This window comes from Mucilaginibacter sp. (assembly GCF_025362475.1).
In the GTDB taxonomy this organism is placed as follows: Bacteria; Bacteroidota; Bacteroidia; order Sphingobacteriales; family Sphingobacteriaceae; genus Mucilaginibacter.
Map to the genome: position 1 here is coordinate 48,144 of NZ_JANYGH010000040.1, position 21,203 is coordinate 69,346.

General features: G+C 41.5%; 11 protein-coding genes. 9 read left to right on the top strand and 2 right to left on the bottom strand.

Annotated elements, in window-relative coordinates:
* Window positions 1-55: 55 nt before the first annotated feature.
* From Q0R88_RS13870 to Q0R88_RS13895, 6 genes are all read left to right on the top strand, one after another.
* Window positions 56-1,186, top strand: coding sequence for an acyltransferase (locus Q0R88_RS13870; RefSeq protein WP_295717001.1), 1,131 nt, complete (start codon window positions 56-58; stop codon window positions 1,184-1,186).
* Window positions 1,187-1,275: 89 nt separating this feature from the next.
* Window positions 1,276-2,199 (top strand): glycosyltransferase family 2 protein, encoded by a 924-nt coding sequence (locus tag Q0R88_RS13875; protein WP_295717002.1) that lies wholly within the window; start codon window positions 1,276-1,278, stop codon window positions 2,197-2,199.
* Window positions 2,196-3,371, top strand: coding sequence for a glycosyltransferase family 2 protein (locus Q0R88_RS13880; protein ID WP_295717005.1), 1,176 nt, complete (start codon window positions 2,196-2,198; stop codon window positions 3,369-3,371). Before Q0R88_RS13875 ends, Q0R88_RS13880 begins: the two co-directional genes overlap by 4 nt.
* Window positions 3,372-3,605: 234 nt before the next feature.
* Window positions 3,606-10,250: a polyketide synthase gene (locus Q0R88_RS13885; RefSeq protein WP_295717008.1), complete on the top strand. Its 6,645-nt coding sequence runs from the start codon at window positions 3,606-3,608 to the stop codon at window positions 10,248-10,250.
* Window position 10,251: 1 nt separating this feature from the next.
* Complete coding sequence (locus Q0R88_RS13890; protein ID WP_295717012.1) at window positions 10,252-14,280, top strand: non-ribosomal peptide synthetase; 4,029 nt, start codon at window positions 10,252-10,254, stop codon at window positions 14,278-14,280.
* 8 nt (window positions 14,281-14,288) lie between these two features.
* Entirely contained in the window at window positions 14,289-15,014 is a 726-nt protein-coding gene (locus Q0R88_RS13895) for a 4'-phosphopantetheinyl transferase superfamily protein (RefSeq protein WP_295717015.1), read from the top strand.
* Window positions 15,015-15,042: 28 nt separating this feature from the next.
* Here the strand turns inward: Q0R88_RS13895 and Q0R88_RS13900 are convergent, their stop codons facing one another.
* Window positions 15,043-15,768 (bottom strand): glycosyltransferase family 2 protein, encoded by a 726-nt coding sequence (locus Q0R88_RS13900; protein WP_295717018.1) that lies wholly within the window; start codon window positions 15,766-15,768, stop codon window positions 15,043-15,045.
* Between the two features lie 83 nt (window positions 15,769-15,851).
* Here Q0R88_RS13900 and pbpC point away from each other — a divergent pair, with 83 nt between their 5' ends.
* From pbpC to Q0R88_RS13915, 3 genes are all read left to right on the top strand, one after another.
* Window positions 15,852-18,242, top strand: coding sequence for a penicillin-binding protein 1C (gene pbpC, locus Q0R88_RS13905; RefSeq protein WP_295717020.1), 2,391 nt, complete (start codon window positions 15,852-15,854; stop codon window positions 18,240-18,242).
* Window positions 18,243-18,339: 97 nt separating this feature from the next.
* The gene (locus Q0R88_RS13910; RefSeq protein WP_295717022.1) at window positions 18,340-19,053 is read left to right on the top strand and encodes a 3'-5' exonuclease; all 714 of its coding nucleotides are present in this window, start codon (window positions 18,340-18,342) and stop codon (window positions 19,051-19,053) included.
* Entirely contained in the window at window positions 19,053-20,765 is a 1,713-nt protein-coding gene (locus Q0R88_RS13915; protein WP_295717024.1) for an ABC transporter ATP-binding protein, read from the top strand. The genes Q0R88_RS13910 and Q0R88_RS13915 overlap by 1 nt, the downstream gene beginning before the upstream one ends.
* Window positions 20,766-20,798: 33 nt before the next feature.
* On the opposite strand, the gene Q0R88_RS13920 is transcribed toward Q0R88_RS13915, so the two are convergent.
* Window positions 20,799-21,176 (bottom strand): hypothetical protein, encoded by a 378-nt coding sequence (locus tag Q0R88_RS13920; RefSeq protein ID WP_295717027.1) that lies wholly within the window; start codon window positions 21,174-21,176, stop codon window positions 20,799-20,801.
* Between the last annotated feature and the right edge of the window lie 27 nt (window positions 21,177-21,203).

Sequence of the window (21,203 nt, forward strand, 5' to 3'; positions counted from 1 at the left end):
GAGTGGTAACATTAATTAGATAAATGGTGCCAAAATTGGATAACTAAGGTTAGGTATGCCAAACACTGCAGTTCTTGAAAAAAATAAGACAAAAGTATTCTTCCCCAATTTAAATGGAGTAAGGGCTTTGGCTGCGCTCATGGTTGTAGTATCACATATCGAGCTTCATAAAACCATTTTTAATTTAAATAGAATTCCAGGGGTTGATCTGTTAAATTTTGGCAAAACAGGTGTTACTATTTTTTTTGCACTCAGCGGGTTTCTGATAACTTATTTATTGCTCGAAGAAAAACGAAATTTTACCACCGTCAATTTCAAAGGCTTTTACATGCGAAGGCTTTTGAGGATATGGCCTTTATATTTCCTGGTGGTTTTTATTGGGTTTTCATTTTTCCCCGGTGGCTCAACTTCTGCTTTTTGGCTTTCGGTTTTGTTTTTACCCAATTTAGCTTTTTGCCTGCAAATGCTCCCCTCTATTTTTGACCCCATTTGGTCTATAGGTACTGAAGAACAATTTTATATATTTCATCCTCATTTCTTCAGGCTCGAAAAGCTCCAGCATATTTTTTACGCCCTGTTAATATTCATATTGTTCATTTGGGGGCTGCAATTGACGGTTGATCATTTGCTGCAACATCACCCAATGTATTCATCATTACATCAATTAATGTATTACTCACGGTTTGATAATATGATGATTGGGGCTGCCATAGCAGTTTTATATTACAATACAAAACATCCGGAATTTGACTTTAAGTTTCAAAACACCTTCAATAGCATATTTAAAAAATGGTTTCAGGTAACATTGCTGATTGTTTTTGCTGCGTACCTTGTACTGTATTTATGTTACGATATTCCTCATGGTGATGTTTTGATAGCGCTATTGGCTTCTTTGCTAATTGTTAACCTTTGCGAAACAAAAACAAGTATTTACTCACTTCAACATAAATACGTTAACTATATAGGGCAAATTTCCTACGGTATATATCTTTTACACAAATTTGTGTTGTTTTTGGTATTATATCTTGTTCAAAAATATTTTACACAAGGAAGCATGATCTTTGAAAACGTAATTATTTATGGAGCAACCATAACCGGCGTTATTGCTTTGGCTTCCGCATCTTATTATGGTTATGAAAAACCATTTTTAAGGATAAAAAAAAGGTTCCAGAAAATCACACAATGATAATATTATCCAATTCACTTATCAAAATAAATGGTCAACTTTTAGTACCCATAATCCGTAAAACCGTAGCTATCACTATATCAGCATAGATGAAAAAAATCTCTATTGTTACCGTAAATTTTAACCAGCCAACTATTACCGAAGAACTGCTTTCATCAATAGAAAAAACAAACACCTACACCAATATTGAAATAATTATTGTTGATAATGCCAGCAAAATAAACCCGGTACCCGAATGGGCATTAAAATATCCGGGCATTAAGTTAATCCGGTCGGATATAAACCTTGGTTTTGCCGGGGGGAATAATCTTGGTATAAAACAAGCCTCGGGCGATTACCTGTTCCTGGTAAATAATGATACCGAATTTACTGCGGGTTTAATTGAAAAACTGGTTGATATATTGGATACTCATGAGGACGTGGGTATGATATCGCCCATGATAAAGTACTATAACGATAAACAACTGATACAATACGCGGGCTACACCCCTATGAATTATTATACCTGCCGCAATAGCTGTATTGGTTTGCGCCAAAAAGATGAAGGGCAATTTGATCATATCATTGGCCCCACCGCTTATTGCCATGGCGCGGCTATGATGATCAGGAATGAAGCCATAAACAAGGCAGGTTTAATGGCCGAAAACTTCTTCCTATATTATGAAGAGGTAGACTGGTGCGAAAACATTCTGCGCGCGGGCTATAAAGCCTGGGTGAATACAGATGCATTGATCTATCATAAAGAATCGGTATCGGTAGGCAAAAAAAGCAAGCTGAAGGAGTATTTCATGAACCGTAACCGCATACTTTTTACCCGCCGCAATGCGCCTTTGTTTAAAAAATTGTTTTTTTATGCCTATTTCCTGTTAATGGTAGTGCCCCGTAACGTGATAACCTATATTAAACACAAAAACTACAACTTTATACCCATGCTGTTTAAAGCAGTCTGGTGGAATTTTACCCACTCAAAAACCAGCAATAACTTAGGTTACCCCATTAATACCATATCATGAAGATCATTTTAATAATAAGCCTGATTATTGTTTTTTACACGTTTGCGGGTTATGGCATACTACTGTATTTTATTATCAAACTTAAAAGGCTGGTAAAAGGACCTAAAAAAGTTGTGCCAGAAAACCTTGAACTATTACCTACCTGTACACTGGTAATAGCCGCTTATAATGAGGAGTATTTTATTAAGGATAAAATAGCTAACAGCCTTTTGTTGAATTATCCGGCAGGAAAACTAAAAATAATTTTCATAACCGACGGATCATCAGACAATACGCCAGCTATTATTGCCAATCATCCTCAAATACAGCTTCTTCACCAACCACAGCGTGCCGGTAAAATTGCAGCCGTGCATCGTGCTATGTATTTTGTAAACACCGATGCCGTAGTTTTTACCGATGCCAATACATTTTTAAATAAAGATGCATTAATAAAGATCTGCAGGCATTACATCGATCCAACTGTGGGAGCTGTTGCTGGTGAAAAGCGTGTACATTTTGATGAAAACGCCGATGCCAGTGCCGCCGGTGAAGGTTTTTACTGGAAATACGAATCGGCTCTTAAAAAATGGGATTCGGAACTTTATTCCGTTGTAGGTGCCGCGGGCGAATTGTTTAGCGTTAGGCGTTCGCTTTACCAGGCCGTTGAGTCTGATACAGTGCTGGATGATTTTATGATATCAATGCTCATTGCCGAAAAGGGTTACCGTATTGTATATGAGCCGGAAGCTTACGCTACCGAAACCGCATCTGAGAATGTATCCGAAGAATTAAAAAGAAAAATACGTATTGCGGCAGGTGGCATACAATCTATATTACGGTTAAAAAGCCTGTTCAACCCTTTCCCTTACCCAATATTGTCATTTCAATATATTAGTCACCGCGTATTAAGGTGGACGGTTACCCCCTTTCTGCTCATATTATCATTTGCCTTAAACCTGGCATTGGCTTTTGAGCCCGATAGCCAGGGATGGAAACTGCTTTTATTTGCACAGGTATTATTTTACCTGCTGGCCTTTTTAGGTTACGTAATGGAGAAGAAACAATTACGCATCAAAATACTTTTTATACCCTATTATTTCTGCGTAATGAATTATGCGGTTTTGGCCGGAATATTGAGGTATTTTACAACAACTCAAAGCGCGGTTTGGGAAAAGGCGCAACGAAAACAATAATGAACTGTATGGTAAACTAATTTTTGTTTACAGCGTTCATAACAACTTAATTAATATTATTGCGTATAAATAAATACACAATAAATTTGTTAGTATAAAATGGTGTTTACAACTAATTGAAATGTAAAAAATGCCTATCTTCCACTGCTTTTTAAAGTAACCTGCAACATTATTTTAAATCCCCCTGTTATAATAACGGTCAGGCAGTGAAGATAGCTAACCTTGTCATGTTTAATGAATATTAATACCGGTAACGTAATTGAAAGAAGTATAGATAATACCATATTAATACACCAATTATTTGAGCAACAGCAACAAAAAACACCCGATGTTTTAGCTGTTACCCATGGTAATTTGCAATTAACTTACAGCCAGTTAAATCAGCAAGCCGATAATCTGGCGGCAGCTATTTTAGTAAAATCACCTCATTCAACAATAATTGGTGTAAGTACGTTTCGTTGCATTGAAACAATAATAAGTGTACTGGCAATACTGAAAGCCGGCAAAGCCTATTTGCCCTTAGATGCCGATTACCCCAAAGACCGGCTTGAGCAGATCATAGCCGATTCGGGCATTGATACCTGCTTAACTACCGAAACACAAAAGCATTTATTTGAAAATCTGCCGGTTGGTATTCTGCTTACAGATAAAGTTTATCCCCAGGCGGCAAAAGCATCACCCTTAAGTAAGCCCGACGCCGCTTATGTGTTGTACACTTCCGGCTCAACCGGTAAGCCAAAAGGTGTGGTAATGAGTCACACAGCTTTGGTGAATTTGCTTTTATGGCAGCAGGAAAATTCCATATCAAAAACAGGTATAAATACTTTACAATTTGCGCCTTTAACCTTTGATGTGTCATTCCAGGAAATATTTGATACGCTAAGCACAGGTGGCACATTGGTACTTATTGCCGACGAACTGCGTATTGATCCGGTTAAGTTGTTGTTGTTTATGGACGAGCAATCAATAAACCGCATCTTCCTTCCTTTTGTAGTGCTTCAATATTTAACCGAAGCGGCTATAGCAAATTCACAGATACCAGGGCGCTTACTGGAAGTGATGACCGCAGGAGAGCAATTAAAGGTAACCCCGCAGATTGCCGCTTTTTTTAAAGCTTTACCAAATGCTGTTTTATATAACCAATATGGCCCAACAGAAACACACGTAGTTACCCAATTAAAACTCGACGGAGATCCATTGACGTGGCCTGCATTGCCCTCAATCGGGATCCCGGTCAATAATACAGAGATCATCATTTTAGATGAGAACTTACAGCAATTACCCATTGGCGAAACCGGTGAACTTTGCGTTGCTGGTTTAAGCCTTGCTAATGGTTACCTCAACAAACCAGACCTTACAGCTGAAAAATTTATAAACTGGCAGGAAAACGAAAACAAAACCACCCGCCTTTATCGCACCGGAGACTTGGCCCGCTTCATGCCCGATGGTAATATTGAATATTTGGGCCGTAAAGATACCCAGGTAAAGATTCGCGGAAACCGTGTAGAATTGGGTGAGGTTGAAGTATTGCTCAATCAACTCGATAACATTCAGCAAGCGATTGTTATCGCCCGCGAGGATGCCGCAGGACAAAAGCGCTTATTAGCTTACCTTGTATCATCAACTAATCAACAAAACACAGCTGCGGTAAGAAAAAGTCTTGAGCAGCAATTGCCCGATTTTATGCTGCCTTCTGCTTACGTATGGATCAAAGAATTACCAAAAACAAGCAGCGGCAAAGTTGATAGAAAAGCATTACCTAATCCCGGCCTGGAAAGGCCTGATCTTGCCATTTTATATAAAGCGCCATCCACACGAATAGAGAAGAATATAACAGCGGTATGGATGATGTTGCTGCAATTAGAAAAAATTGGTGTTGATGATGATTTTTTTCTATTAGGTGGAAATTCTTTATTAGCCCTCAAAACTGTTTCGGCGCTAAAACAGGAATTAAATTTAGATGTACCCATCACCAAACTATATCAATATCCAACCGTAAGCGGCTTGGTGAATTTTTTAAGCGGCAGTGATAAATTAGCCTTACTTCCCTCAAAAAAGAAAAATAAAGATGATAGCGTTGATCATGATATCGCCATTATTGGCATGGCTGGAAGGTTCCCGGGGGCAAACACTATTGATGAATTTTGGAAACTACTTTCGGAAGGACAGGAAACCATTAGTTTCTTTAGTGCCAATGAAATAGATAAATCGATACCGGATAACGTTAAAAACAATCCCGCGTATGTAAAAGCACGAGGGCTTATTGATAAAGCAGATGAATTCGACGCGGGCTTTTTCGGTTTTAATCCCCGAAACGCCGAACTCATGGATCCGCAACAACGGGTATTTTTAGAGATAGCCTGGGAAGTTTTGGAAAAAACAGGCTATTTGCCACAAAAATATACCGGCCCGGTTGGCGTTTTTGCCGGCTGCGGATATAATACCTATTACAATAACAATGTATTAACAAATCCCGAAATAGTTGAGCGTACGGGGCATTTCCAGGTCAGGCTTTTAAATGAAAAAGATTATATAGCCACCAGAACCGCTTTCCAGTTAAATTTAGAAGGACCAGCAGTTGCAGTTTATGCAGCCTGTTCTACCTCACTCTTAGCCATAGCACAGGCAGTAAGCAGCATCCGTAACGGGCAATGCAATGTGGCTATAGCGGGAGCGGCATCTATCACCTCTCCCATCAAAAGCGGGCATTTTTACGAGGAAGGCTCCATTATGAGCAGTGACGGGCATTGCCGCCCGTTTGATGCGGCAGCAACAGGCACTGTATTTAGCGACGGTGCGGGTGTAGTATTATTAAAATCATTAGCGGATGCCAAACGCGATGGCGATAATATTTATGCCGTTATAAAAGGCATCGGTATAAATAACGATGGTGCCGCGAAAAGCAGTTTTAGCGGCCCAAGCGCGCATGGCCAGGCTGGCGCAATAGCTATGGCTATTGATGATGCCGGTATAGATGCCTCGAGCATTAGCTATATTGAAGCACATGGCACAGCTACACCACTTGGCGACCCAATAGAAATTGAAGGACTAAATCTTGCTTTTGGTCTGCAGGAAAAAAAACAATTCTGTGCAATTGGTTCTATCAAAAGTAATATGGGGCACTTAACGGCTGCCTCCGGTGTTGCGGGCTTGATGAAAACAGCATTGGCTTTGCAGCATAAGCAAATACCAAAATCGCTGTTTTTTGAGCAGATAAATCCCAATATTGATATTGCTGATAGTCCATTTTATATTAACAATGAATTAAAAAACTGGGCAGCTGATACAGTTCGTCGTGCCGGTGTTAGTTCGTTTGGTGTTGGAGGAACCAACGTACACGTGGTATTGGAGGAGTTTAAAGCTGAGCCTATCCCTGTATCCGATAGCAAACCCTTAAAACTGATTAGTTGGTCGGCTAAAACAGAAAGTAGTTTAAATAATTACGCCGGCAAGCTTAGTGGCTTTATTAAACAAAATAAAAACGCCAATCTTGATGATCTGGCCTATACCTTGCAAACAACCCGTGCCGATTTTAATTTCCGAAGATTTGTTATTGCTGCTGATAATGACGAATTACTTATAAAACTTAATACACCTCAAACCGAGCCATCAGCTTCAAAGAATTTAAAGAACAAAGCTGAAGGTGTTGTATTTATGTTCCCCGGTCAGGGTTCCCAATATGCCAACATGGGAATTGATCTGTATAAAACCGAACCTGTTTTTGCCGCTGCTGTTGATGAATGTATCAACCTGCTAAAGGGTACGGTACATGAAAACTTACTTGAGGTACTATACCCTATAGTAACTGACAACCAATCAATTGAAAAAATAAAACAAACACTTTACGCGCAGCCGGCCATATTTATTTTAGAGTATGCGATGGCCAAACTATGGATGAGCTTTGGCATACAGCCCGAAGTACTGACAGGCCATAGTATAGGCGAATTTGTTGCTGCACACTTAGCGGGAGTATTTAGTTTGGCCGATGCTTTAAAACTGATTTCGGAAAGAGCCCGCCTGGTAAATGGTGTAGAAAAGGGCAATATGCTTTCGGTAAGGTTAGAGGCCGAAAAACTGGAAGCCATATTACCATCAAAATTATCTATAGCCGCAATTAACTCACGCAAGCTTTGCGTGGTTTCGGGCCCTTCAAATGCCATCAATTCCTTTTCGGAATTATTGGCTGAACAGGGCATCCCAAGCCGGTTATTGCTCACCAGCCACGCCTTCCATTCATCCATGATGGATAGCATAGTTGAACCTTTTGAGGCGGTTGTAAGATCGATAAAATTAAATCAACCAATAAAACCCATCGTTTCAACAGTAACCGGTAACTGGATGAGCAGCGCCGAGGCTACCGACCCAACTTACTGGTCGCAACATCTCAGGAAAACAGTTCGTTTCGCCCACGCCATTGATACACTGCAGGAAAATGAAAACCGACTTTATTTAGAGGTGGGTCCGGGTAATATATTAGGTACATTAACCCGTCAGCATATTGCCGATAAAAATGTAACAGTTATAACCGGATTTGAGAAAAACGAAACAAATTCGGAGTATTATCACGTATTAAAAGCATTAGGACAATTATGGTTAAGCGGCGTTGAACCTGAATGGATTGGCATTTATAACAAACAGCAACACAGTAAAATAGACCTGCCAACTTATGCTTTTGATCATAAACGTTATTGGCTTGAACCGGCCATAACCCAGAATACAACGGAAACAATTGCAACAGACCTTACACCACAGCCACAAATTACTACCAACCCAATTATGCAGACAAGGAAAGATATATTAATTGATAAGCTGAGAGCAATATTTGAAGATGCATCGGGCATTGAGATTGATAATTCGGGCACCGATATGAGCTTTATTGAAATCGGCTTTGATTCCCTGTCTTTAACACAGATAGCCACAAATCTTAAAAAGCAGTTCAATATACCTATCACTTTTAGGAAATTGTTTGAAGAGTATAACAGCCTGGTATTACTGGCCACCTATATTGATGCTAACCTGGCCCCCGATGTTTTAAAGCCAGAGCCTATTGCAACCCCTTCTGTAGTAGCCGCAACAACTACCGTTCAACCGATATTTAATGCGCATACTCCATCAAGTAACGGTGCAGGAACAAACAATAACGATCTCATTATTAATTTAATATCGCAGCAACTTCAACTATTAAGCAGCCAGTTATCATTAATTCAGGGTGGTAACGGGCAGGCAGTTTCTGCTCCTGTTTACAGTGCTGCGGCACCTGCAATTACCGCAGTTAAATCGCAACCGGCAACGCATGACCTTACGCCCGAGGAGCAGGTAGAAATAAAAAAACCTTTCGGCGCTACTGCCCGCATCGAAAAACAAACCCTGGTTCTTGACGAAAAGCAATCGGCTTTTTTAAATAATCTTACTATTAAATACAACGCTAAAACCAAAGGCAGCAAAGCACAAACTCAAAAAGATCGCCCGTATATGGCCGATCCCCGCGTGGTTAGTGGTTTTAGGCCGCTTACAAAAGAGGTGGTTTATCCGTTGGTGGTTAATCGCTCAAAAGGCAGCCATGTTTGGGACATAGATGGTAATGAGTATGTAGATGCATTAAATGGCTTCGGATCCAATCTCTTGGGTTACCAGGCTGATGTACTTAAAAAAGCGGTGCTGGACCAGGTAGAAAAAGGTTATGAAATAGGTCCGCAGCATGAGCTTGCAGGTGATGTTTGTAAGCTGATATGTGAGTTTACCAACTTTGACCGCGCCGCTCTTTGCAATACCGGTTCAGAAGCAGTGTTAGGTGCCATGCGCATTGCACGTACTGTCACTGGCCGCTCAATTATCGTAGCATTCAGCGGATCATACCATGGTATTAACGATGAAGTAATTGTTCGCGGAACTAAAAAATTAAAAACTGTACCTGCCGCTCCCGGTATTATGCCCGAGGTAGTGCAGAATATGCTGATCCTTGATTATGGCACCGAAGAATCGCTTAAAATAATTGCCGAAATAGCGCACGAATTTGCTGCAGTATTAGTTGAACCTGTACAAAGCAGAAGGCCTGAATTTCAACCGGTTGAGTTCCTGAAAAAGGTAAGGGAAATCACCCAAAAATCTGGAACGGTTTTAATATTTGATGAGGTAATATCAGGCTTCAGGATGCACCCGGGCGGTGCGCAGGCCATGTTCGGCATTAAAGCAGATTTGGGTACCTATGGAAAAGTAATTGGCGGTGGTATGCCTATAGGTGCCATAGCGGGCATCAGTAAATACATGGACGCCCTTGATGGTGGCAACTGGCAATTTGGCGATGATTCATCACCTGAAGCGGGTGTAACTTACTTTGCCGGTACTTTTGTGCGTCATCCGCTGGCCCTTGCTGCAGGCAAAGCCTCCTTACTTTACATGAAAGAAAAAGGCCCCGCCTTACAGGAAGAATTAAATGCCAGAACTAAACGTCTCTCTGATGCTTTAAACGCGATATGTGAGAAAGAAGGCATTCCCTTATACTCACCATCCTTTGGCTCACTGTGGAAGATAAAATTCAAATATGAGCTTGCATATGGCGAACTCCTGTTTACGTTAATGCGTTATAAAGGAATTCATATATGGGATCTTTTCCCATGTTTTATAACGGCGGCACATACAGATCAGGAAGTAGATCAGATAATTACAGCATTTAAAGAAAGTGTTACTGAATTGATCGAATCGGGTTTTATACCATCAGAAAAAAACAGCGTAACCAATAGTGATCCTATTAAATTACCCGCGGAACCTCCTGTTGCGGGTGCCAAACTTGGCCGCGATAATCATGGCAATCCCGGCTGGTTTATCAATGATATTAATAATCCCGGAAAATTTTTACAGGTTAAATTAAGCAGTAACTGATTTGGACACTTCTTTTACATTCGATATAAGCCCTGTAGATTTTGACCCGTTTGCCGGGCCGGAAATACAATTGGTTGCGCCTGCTACAGAATCCCAACTGGAGATCTGGACATCATGCCTTATTGGCGGGGATGAGGCCAATTGCGCCTACAATGAGTCATTCTCACTGCTTTTAACAGGCCAGTTTAATTACGATGCCATGCTCCGCGCATTGCAGGATATTACCAACAGGCACCAGGCGCTACGCTCGGCCTTTAGTGCTGATGGCAAATATATGTGCATTTATAAAGAGCTGCAATTAGCGGTTGATTACCATGACCTTTCGGCACAAACTGCTGACGGGCAACAGCTTTTTATTAGTAACCAAAACACCCAGGTGGCTCTAACGCCGTTTAACCTGGTAACAGGGCCGTTGTTTAAAACTGCTTTAATCAAGTTAAAGGAAGATGAATACCTGTTAACCTTTATTGCCCACCATATTATTTGTGATGGTTGGTCAATAGGGATTATGATGCAGGACCTGAGCAAATTCTATTCAGCTTATGTCAAAAACGAGCCAGTCAAGTTAGGCGATGCTGCTCTTTTCAGCGAATATGCTACTGAACAACTTACATTTGAGCATAGCCCGGAATTTAAAGAAACAGAACGATACTGGCTTAATCAGTTTAAAGGCAGCAATCATTACTTAAATCTGCCAACAGACCTACCCCGCCCTGCGGTGCGCAGCTACAAAAGCCACCGCGAGGATTTTAATTTAGATACACTGCTGGCGCTTGACCTTAAAAAGCTTGGCAAAGCAAACGGATCAAGCTTTGTAACCACCCTGTTGGCCGCATTCGAAATATTTTTGCAGCGCTTAACCGGGCAGGATGAGATTATTTTAGGCTTACCAGCTGCAGGACAATCGGCTACAGGCAATTACAGGCTTGTAGGGCATTGTGTCAACTTATTGGCGTTAAGTAGCCATCCTACAGGAGACCAATCCTTTAAAACCTATTTAAAGATCCGTACATCAGCCATCCTGGATGCTTACGATCACCAACAATATACCTTTGGCAGTTTACTTAAAAAGCTGAATATAGCCCGTGATGCCTCAAGAATACCATTAGTACCCGTGATGTTTAACATTGATATGGGTATGGATGATGATGTTGACTTTTATGGCTTGCAGCATATATTGCAAAGCAATCCGCGTGAATATGAAAGCTTCGAGATTTTTGTAAATATATCCGGCCGCGATGAATCACTGGTACTGGAATGGTCATACAATACTCAACTCTTCCAGTCATCCACCATTCACCATATGATGGATGAGTTTGAATTTTTACTGAGGCAGATCGTCTCTGATCCCAATATCCTGATCGGCAGTATCGAATCAAAGAATGCCGGAGCACTCCTCAATCAGTTAAACACCTGGAATAAAACAGCTGCTCCTTATGATAAAAACAAACCGCTGCACCAGGTTATCAGCGAACGCGCTAAGGAATTCAGCGATAGCATTGCTATAAAATTCAATCAAGCCACCCTAACTTATAAACAGTTAAACCAAAAAGCCAATCAGTTTGCCGCTTTACTGCTTGCACAAGGCATTAAAAAAGGAGATAAAGTAGCTTTCGCCCTGGACAGATCGGCAGAAATGGTTGTAGTGATGCTGGGCATCATGAAAACCGGGGCTACGTATATCCCTCTTGATCCGCAGTTTCCGTTAGGACGTATCAATTATATGCTCAGCGATTCTGGCGCGGCGATATTGTTTACAGCCTCAAAATATAAAAACCATTATCAATCTGGTGCCAAAGAGTTGATTTTAGAGGACGAATGGCTTAAACTTAACCAATACCCGGTAACAGATCCGGCTGTTGAAGTACGTGGGGACGACCTGGTTTATATCCTTTATACCTCAGGCTCTACCGGGAACCCTAAAGGTGTACAAATAGCGCATAGCGGCCTTGTTAACTTTTTGTACAGTATGCAAAAGGAGCCCGGCATAACCTCTACTGATAAGCTATTGGCGGTTACTACAGTGAGTTTTGATATATCGGGCCTTGAACTGTTTTTACCGCTGATAAGTGGCGCCCAGGTAATTATTGCAAATAGTGATACCGCCAAAGATGGCAGGGACCTACTTGATATTATTAAAACCGAAGGTGTAACCATCATGCAGGCAACGCCTTATACCTGGCGAATTATGCTTGAGGCTGGCTGGGATAGCAGTAACCCAATAAAGGTTTTATGTGGCGGCGAAGCCCTGCCTAAAGAACTGGCTAATAGGATTCTTAAACAAGCTACCAGCTTATGGAACGTTTATGGCCCTACCGAGACAACTATTTGGTCGACAATTAAGCAAATAAAGGCCAATGACGAGACCATTACTGTTGGACGCCCAATTGACAATACATCAGTTTACATTTTAGATAAATTCCTTCACCCACTCCCGCCGGGAACTGCAGGTGAAATTTATATTGGTGGCGATGGTGTTGCCAGGGGGTACCTTAATCGCCCTGAATTAACAAACGAGAAGTTTGTCAATGATCCATTTTCAGCAACTACTGGTGCTAAAATGTATAGCACAGGCGATATGGGCCGATTTAAGGCGGACGGCGAGATAGAATGCCTTGGCCGCATTGATACACAGATCAAAATTCGTGGTTATCGTATAGAGGCCGGCGAGATTGAGCACCACCTGGTAAACGAATACAATATTAAAGAGGCCATTGTAATAGCTGTGCCCGATAAAAATGGCATTGATAAACTGGCAGCCTATATTGTTATAAATGATGCTTACCTGGCCGAAAGCAGTACAGCACAAATAAAGGGGTGGCGGGATAACCTGCGATCTTTAGTTCCTGATTATATGGTGCCTGACGATTTCATTATGGTGCCGGCAATGCCATTAACACCCAATGGTAAAATTGATAAAAAGGCATTAGCAAATCAAAACAGCAAACTTGCAGAAAGTATCAACGTTTTTATTGCGCCACGCACCGATGTAGAAAAACTGGTAGCTGATACCTGGTCTGAATTTTTGGAGATCGGCAATATTGGCATCTATGACAACTTTTTTGAATTAGGAGGGCATTCGCTGATTGCCGTACAGGTAATGACCCGGATAGAGAAGCTTACCGGTAAACGCCTGCCTCTTGCCACGCTCTTTGAAAACTCCACGGTTGAAAAATTGGCGCTAATGCTGGAGATGGATGGCAAATCCATTGTGTGGGATTCCCTGGTACCTATTAAAACTACCGGCAATAAGATGCCATTATATATAGTCCATGGGGCCGGGCTAAACGTTTTGTTATTCAATACGCTAGCATCAGGTATGCATGCCGACCAGCCCATTTATGGATTACAGGCAAAAGGCCTTAACGGAATTGACGAACCATTGAGCAATATCATTGATATAGCCGCGCATTACAATGCATCCATTATGGCGCAAAACCCTACCGGGCCTTATGCGCTTGCCGGGTATTCTTTCGGCGGTATCATTGCTTTTGAAATGGCCAAACAATTTCAGGCTATGGGTAAAGAAGTAAAAATGCTGGCTATGTTTGATACTTATGCTTACCGCTCGCCATATCATGATCCGTTTGTAACCCAATATTATAAACGGGGCAAGTTTTTTATGCGAAAGCTGGTTTATAACTTATCGTTTCATGAAGGTATCGGGCATACTATAGCGCATAATAGTACCGGCATAAAACGCAGGCTAACCAAAGTGTTATGGAAAATATCAAATGACGAAGAGCAGCAGGGCTTTTTTGGATACTCCAATAGAATTGATGAGATGAATATCCTTGCCGAAAAACGCTATCAGCTGCAACCTCATAATATAGCTGTAGAAGTTTTCAGGGCAGAGCAACGTACCTTTTACCTTGATGACTTTGAAAATATGGGCTGGAAACAATATGCGCTAAAAGGTGTAAATGTGCATAAGATCCCTGGCGGTCATAATACCATATTTAAAGCGCCAAACGATAAAATATTTGCAAGCATACTGCAAAACTGCCTGGATGAGGCAGCCAAAAAATAGCTATTAAAATGGGGGCAGTTACGGTTAACATTCAGTTTTTAGATGCTGTTACATGGTTAAATGAAACTGAATGTACATTTCAACTGAACGATGAGGTTGACCTATGGCGCGTCAACATTTCGGCAAATCAGTCAAATATCGCCAACCTTTTATCGTTACTGCAACCCGATGAAATTGTCAGGGCCAACCGTTATCTGCAGGAAAAAGACCGGACAAGATTTATTGTAAGCCGCGCTGCATTAAGGCAAATCCTGGGTAAATACACCAATCAATCCGCTGTAGATTTAAAATTCAGTATCGGCACTAATAAAAAACCATATATCAGTGGCACTGATATCAGATACAATGTATCCCACTCTGCCGATTGGGTGCTGATCGCGATAGCAAATACAAATGTGGGGGTTGATACAGAAAAGATTAATCCGCTATTTGATTTCACCTCCATACTGGAAGATAATTTCAGTAAAGCCGAAATTGATTTTATAGGCCAATCGCCCCAAAACTTCTTTTTACTATGGACGCGTAAAGAAGCTTTAACCAAGGCCACAAGCCAGGGTTTAGACGAGAATTTGAAATATATGCCTTCTTTGGATGGTTTGCATCCGGTAGATGCCAGGATGCTGCTAACTGATAGAAACTGGCAAGTAAAAAGTTTCAAAATAGATGGCTTGAACTGGGGAAGTGTGGCGTTGGAATCAAAAATTCAAAAGTTGAACTTTTTTGATCATATATAATCGCCTTGCAAAATAGTCCTTCGTTGCGTTACCTGCTCTTAAACAATCCGTATTTTAAAATACAATAAATAGCCCTTACGCCATCCTTCCATCCTATTTTTTTACCCTCCTCGTAGGTGCGCCCGTAGTATGAAATACCCACTTCGTAAATCCTGATCTTTGGCACCCTTGATATTTTGATGGTTACTTCAGGTTCAAAGCCAAAACGTTTTTCGGTTAGTGAAATACCCTGGATTATCCTGGTGTCAAATAATTTATAACAGGTTTCCATATCAGTAAGATTTAAATTACTGAACATATTGGATGCAAACGTAAGCCACCTGTTGCCTATGGTATGCCAAAAGAACAATATTCTGTGTGGGTTACTGCCCATAAACCTTGATCCATAAACAACATCCGCAAAACCATTCACAATAGGTTTCAACAGGTCATTATATTCTGTGGGGTCATATTCCAGATCGGCATCCTGGATGATAAGATATTCGCCGGTAGCTTTGGATATGCCAGTATGCAGGGCCGCGCCTTTACCTTTATTTACTTCGTGTTTAAAGTACTGAATATCAAGATCAGGATTTGCTTGCTGGTAAGCTTTAATGGCCGATTCAGTATTATCGCTTGAGCAATCGTTTATGATGATCACTTCTTTTTGAATATCATTTGTAAGGCCAACCAATTTAATTTTATCCAGAATTAAATGTATGGTGTTACCTTCGTTATAAGCCGGGATAATAATTGATAATTTTTGTATGCCCATTTATTGTATTTTATCAAGCAATATCCTGTTGCGGATAAGGTAGTAGTATAAAGCTTAGTTATATCTTTATTGAAAATATATTAATGCAAGCCGTATTAAAGCGAATAAAAATTTATTTACAAAAGCCAAAAGTAATATTTCTGCTTGTATTCTTAGTTGTTTTAACCTTGCTGTTTTGGTTTTGTTTGCCCAGCCCGCTGTTTAAAAGCCCCACATCCTATGTAATAGATGATGACGAAGGGCAATTATTGGGTGCATCCATTGCACCAGACGGCCAGTGGCGTTTTCCGTATAATGATAGCGTGCCCCAAAAATTCAAACAATGTATCATTGCTTTTGAGGATAAACGCTTTGAAAATCACCCTGGTTTTGATGCACTGGCGTTTAGCAGAGCCATTAAACAAAACATTTCATCAAAAAAGGTAACCAGCGGCGGTAGTACTTTAACCATGCAGGTAATACGGCTTGCAACCCGGCATAAACGTAACGCATGGAATAAACTGCTGGAAATATTTATGGCGCTTAGACTTGAGCTCACCTATAGTAAAAGCCAGATACTGGCTCTTTATGCCAGCAACGCACCATTTGGCACTAATGTGGTAGGTCTGGACGCTGCATCATGGCGATATTTTGGTCGTAATCCTGATCAGCTCTCCTGGGGCGAAACGGCGGCTATGGCGGTTTTACCAAACTCTCCATCATTGGTGCATCCCGGTAAAAACAAGCTCATCTTATTAAAAAAACGCAATTTATTATTAACCAGGCTTTATAAACAGGGCGTTATTGATAGTTCAACAGCTGCCCTTGCACAGTTGGAGCCCGTGCCCGAAAGACCAATGCCCCTGCCCTCGCTCGCCCCTCACCTGTTGCAGCGTTTTAAAAATGATCATCATGCCAAACCATCCGGAGGTACCAGGATACAGACAAGTATAAAATCGACTTTACAGCAACAGGTAAATGATATATTAGAGCAGCATCACCAGGTTTTAAAAGCAAATGACATCAATAATATTGCCGCCATTGTGCTTGATGTAGAAACCGGCCAAACCCTTGCCTATGCAGGTAATATCACCCACCACGAAGACCCGCAAATGGAAAGTGATGTTGATGTTATCGATGCTCCCCGCAGTCCGGGTAGTACGTTAAAACCGCTGTTGTATGCATCTATGCTGCATAGCGGGTTGATACTGCCAAATAGCCTCATTCCTGACGTACCCACGCTCATTGCCGGGTACCATCCCGAAAATTTTGATCTGGGTTATGATGGCGCTGTACCTGCTTCAAGGGCATTATCGCGCTCGCTGAATGTGCCGGCGGTAAAAATGTTGCAGCAATTTAAATATGAGCGCTTTTATGATTTTTTACAGAAAGCAGGTATCACCACATTAACAAAACCTGCTGATCATTACGGACTATCATTGATATTAGGTGGCGGCGAGAATACCCTTTGGGAACTAAGCGGCGCTTATGCCAATATGGCCAGGGTGCTTAATCACTACTATAAATATAATGGCAAATATGATCCGGCTGACTTTCATAGTCCGGTTTATAACAGGCAGGATATAGCAAAACCAACTTTGGAAAGATCGGGCTTGCTGGATGCGGCTTCCATTTACTACACTTTTCAGGCGATGGAAGAAGTAATGCGGCCCGGTGAAGAAATGCTTTGGCAGCAATTCAGCTCCACGCAGCGGGTGGCCTGGAAAACCGGCACCAGTTTTGGCTTTCGGGATGGTTGGGCAATAGGAATTACGCCTAAATATGTTGTGGGTGTGTGGGTAGGCAATACCGATGGCGAAGGAAGGCCGGGTTTAACAGGGATCAATACAGCCGCACCAGCGCTGTTTGAGATCTTCAGGTTGCTGCCTGTTTCCCGAGATTGGTTTGAGATGCCGGTAGCCGAAATGGTAAAAGTTAACATTTGCAGGCAAAGCGGCTACCGTGCCGGCCAGTATTGCGATAACGTGGACGAAATGCTGGTACCTAAAAGTGGTTTAAAGGCTCCTGTTTGCCCCTATCACCAGCTCATTCATTTATCTGCCGATGGTAAATACCAGGTTAATGGCAATTGCGAATCACCTGGTAATATGATCAACAAAAAATGGTTTGTACTGCCCCCTTCCATGGAGTATTATTACAGAGCACGCGACTACCAATACCATGTATTGCCGCCATTTAGGCAAGGATGTGCACAGGCTGAAAACAGCAACGCCATGGAGGTGATCTACCCAAAAGATGGCGCTAAAATATATGTACCACTTGAAGCCGATGGCACCCGTGGCAGGATGATATGCAATGCCGCCCACCGCTTACCCGGAATGAAGATATTTTGGCACCTGGATGATCAGTACGTTGGCGAAACAAAGGATTTTCACCAGATGGCTCTTAACCCGCCGCCGGGTAAACACATCCTTACTTTAGTTGATGGGAATGGGAATACGATTAATATTGGGTTTGAGATACTGAGTAAGTAAACGCTGGGTGCATGGTTGTAACTGCTGTGTAATCTCATCGGGCAAAACCTGCTACTCAAAACTTAATTATTATATTGCTCCATAAAATTAATATAGCATGCTTGAGCAGTATGATCTGCATAATTTATTGGTGCTTGATATTGAAACAGTACCACAATATGCCACTCACGATGAAGTACCCGCGCATTTCCAAAAACTATGGGAACTAAAAACTCAATATCAACGCAAAGATGAAACTCCCGAAGAGTATTATCAGCGCGCGGGTATATGGGCCGAATTTGGCAAGATAGTATGTATTTCTGCCGGGGTATTCACCAAAGGAAAAGAAAACGTCGGTTTAAGGATAAAATCATTTGCCGGGCATGATGAAAAAGATCTGCTTACCCGGTTTTCTGCAATGCTGTTTGGTCAGCCAGCCAATTTAGTATTGGTTGCACATAATGGTAAGGAATTTGATTTTCCTTATATCTGCCGCCGGTTACTGATCAATGGTCTGCCCTTTCCGCCGCAATTGCAACTTGCAGGCAAAAAACCATGGGAGATAATTCATCTGGATACAATGGAACTATGGAAGTTTGGCGATTATAAAAATTACACATCGCTAAACCTGCTAACCGCTATTTTTGATATCCCTACGCCTAAAGATGATATTGACGGCAGCATGGTTAGTCATGTTTATTGGAACGAAAACCAGCTTGAACGTATTTGTACCTACTGTCAAAAAGATGTTGTAGCCACCGCGCAATTAATAAGGCGCTACCGGGGCGAAGAATTAATTAAGGATGAAATGATAACTATTGTAGGGCAATAATGCTGAAAGTAAAAAACCTTGGGATTAGTTTTAAAACGGGAGACGGCCTGTTTAATGCCGTAAAAAATGTATCCTTTAATTTAAAAAAAGGAGAAACTATCGGTATCGTTGGCGAATCGGGCTCTGGTAAATCGGTGACATCACTTGCGCTGATGCGTTTGCTAAATGAAGACAAAACAGTAATTAGCGGTGAAGTACTTTTAAATGATGTAAGCCTCTGCAAAATTTCTGAAGCTGATATGCGCGATATACGCGGCAATCGGATGGCAATGATTTTCCAGGAACCCATGACCTCTCTTAACCCGGTACTTACCTGTGGTTTTCAGCTTACCGAGGCCATACAACTGCATTTAGGCTTATCAAAAAAAGAAGCAAAAAAGAAAACCCTCGAACTTTTTAACGAGGTACAGCTCCCGCGTCCCGAGGCTATTTTTGACAGCTATCCGCACCAGATTTCGGGCGGGCAAAAGCAACGGGTAATGATCGCCATGGCCCTATCCTGCAATCCGGAGATATTGATAGCTGATGAACCTACCACCGCGTTGGATGTAACAGTACAAAAAACCATCATCGAACTTTTGCTCAACCTTAAAGCCATCAGGCATATGAGTTTGATATTTATATCGCATGATTTGGGGGTGATAAAAGAAATTGCAGATCGTGTTATGGTAATGTATAAGGGCGAAATTGTGGAGGAAGCCAAGGTTGTCGACTTATTTGAAAATCCTAAACATCCATATACCAGGGGCCTGCTGGCTTGCCGCCCCTCACCTAATCAACATTTAAAAAAACTGCCTGTAGTGGCCGATTTTTTTGACGCGGATAACACTGGTAATAAGGCATCTGTAACGATAGAAAACATCAGGGCACTGTATAACTATCCTGACAAGGAAATTGCCGAGAGAAAAAAGGAATTGTATAAACAGCAGCCTTTACTGAAAATAGATCAGCTTTCTACCTGGTTCCCTGTTAAAAATGGCTTTTTTGGTGGGTCGCAAAATGTGGTTAAGGCTGTTAACAATGTAAGTTTTGAAGTTTATCCCGGAGAAACACTTGGCCTGGTTGGCGAATCTGGCTGTGGCAAAACTACCCTAGGCAGATCTATTTTAAGATTAATAGAACCAACCGCGGGCAATATCAACTTTGAGAACACGGATTTGCGAAGTTTAAAAAAGAATGACCTGCGCGAAATCCGAAGGAATATCCAGATCATTTTCCAGGATCCCTACTCCTCTTTAAACCCACGCCTAACGGTTGGCCAATCAATAATGGAACCTTTACAAGTTCACCAGTTTTATGTAAATAACACCAAACGCAAGAAACACGTCTTGGAATTACTGGAAAGAGTGAACCTGTTGCCAGAGCATTTCAACCGTTTTCCGCACGAGTTTTCGGGTGGGCAAAGGCAACGGATAGTAATTGCCAGAGCCCTGGCCCTGCAGCCCAAATTTATCATTTGCGATGAATCAGTTTCGGCGCTGGATGTTTCGGTACAGGCACAGGTACTCAACCTCATCCGCGAATTACAGCAGGAGTTTAAACTGACTTATATTTTTATCTCGCACGACCTCGCCGTCATCAAACATATATCCGACCGGATGATGGTAATGAACAAAGGAGAGATCGTTGAAACCGGTTATCCCGATGATATTTATTACCACCCCAAAGAGGAATACACTAAAAAACTGATAGCGTCTATACCGCAGGGATGATCTGTTATTGAGTTATAAAACAGTTTATAATTATTATTGCTTATTGAAAGTAAACGTTGTCCCTGATGAGGTTAGTTTTAATACTTTCTTTGTGGCATCTATCGTTCCGCTATAACTCTTTACAGTTTGATCATCAAATACCAAATCAAAAGTAAATGATGTGTTGTTGATTTTGCTATTGTTAACCGTTCCGTTTCTACCCCCAAATTCCCCCGAGCCTCCAAGTTTGCTATTGTCGTCCTGAAACGTAAATGAATCAGTACCGCTTTGCCAAAAACCTATAAGGTCGCCCAAAAGAACAGCAATACCACCGCCACCGCCGCCACCACCAGACTCTTTGCCGCAGGATGCGGTACAAATAAATGTAATAACGATTAAAATAGTATAGAGTGATGAATTTAACTTTTTCATAATTTATATATTTTAGTTATTAGTGAA

Bases quoted from the DNA above. Each gene is read 5' to 3' on its own strand.
- Q0R88_RS13870 (WP_295717001.1), top strand. From the start codon at position 56: ATGCCAAACACTGCAGTTCTTGAAAAAAATAAGACAAAAGTATTCTTC.
- Q0R88_RS13875 (WP_295717002.1), top strand. From the start codon at position 1,276: ATGAAAAAAATCTCTATTGTTACCGTAAATTTTAACCAGCCAACTATT.
- Q0R88_RS13880 (WP_295717005.1), top strand. From the start codon at position 2,196: ATGAAGATCATTTTAATAATAAGCCTGATTATTGTTTTTTACACGTTT.
- Q0R88_RS13885 (WP_295717008.1), top strand. From the start codon at position 3,606: ATGAATATTAATACCGGTAACGTAATTGAAAGAAGTATAGATAATACC.
- Q0R88_RS13895 (WP_295717015.1), top strand. From the start codon at position 14,289: ATGGGGGCAGTTACGGTTAACATTCAGTTTTTAGATGCTGTTACATGG.
- Q0R88_RS13900 (WP_295717018.1), bottom strand. From the start codon at position 15,768: ATGGGCATACAAAAATTATCAATTATTATCCCGGCTTATAACGAAGGT.
- pbpC (WP_295717020.1), top strand. From the start codon at position 15,852: ATGCAAGCCGTATTAAAGCGAATAAAAATTTATTTACAAAAGCCAAAA.
- Q0R88_RS13910 (WP_295717022.1), top strand. From the start codon at position 18,340: ATGCTTGAGCAGTATGATCTGCATAATTTATTGGTGCTTGATATTGAA.
- Q0R88_RS13915 (WP_295717024.1), top strand. From the start codon at position 19,053: ATGCTGAAAGTAAAAAACCTTGGGATTAGTTTTAAAACGGGAGACGGC.
- Q0R88_RS13920 (WP_295717027.1), bottom strand. From the start codon at position 21,176: ATGAAAAAGTTAAATTCATCACTCTATACTATTTTAATCGTTATTACA.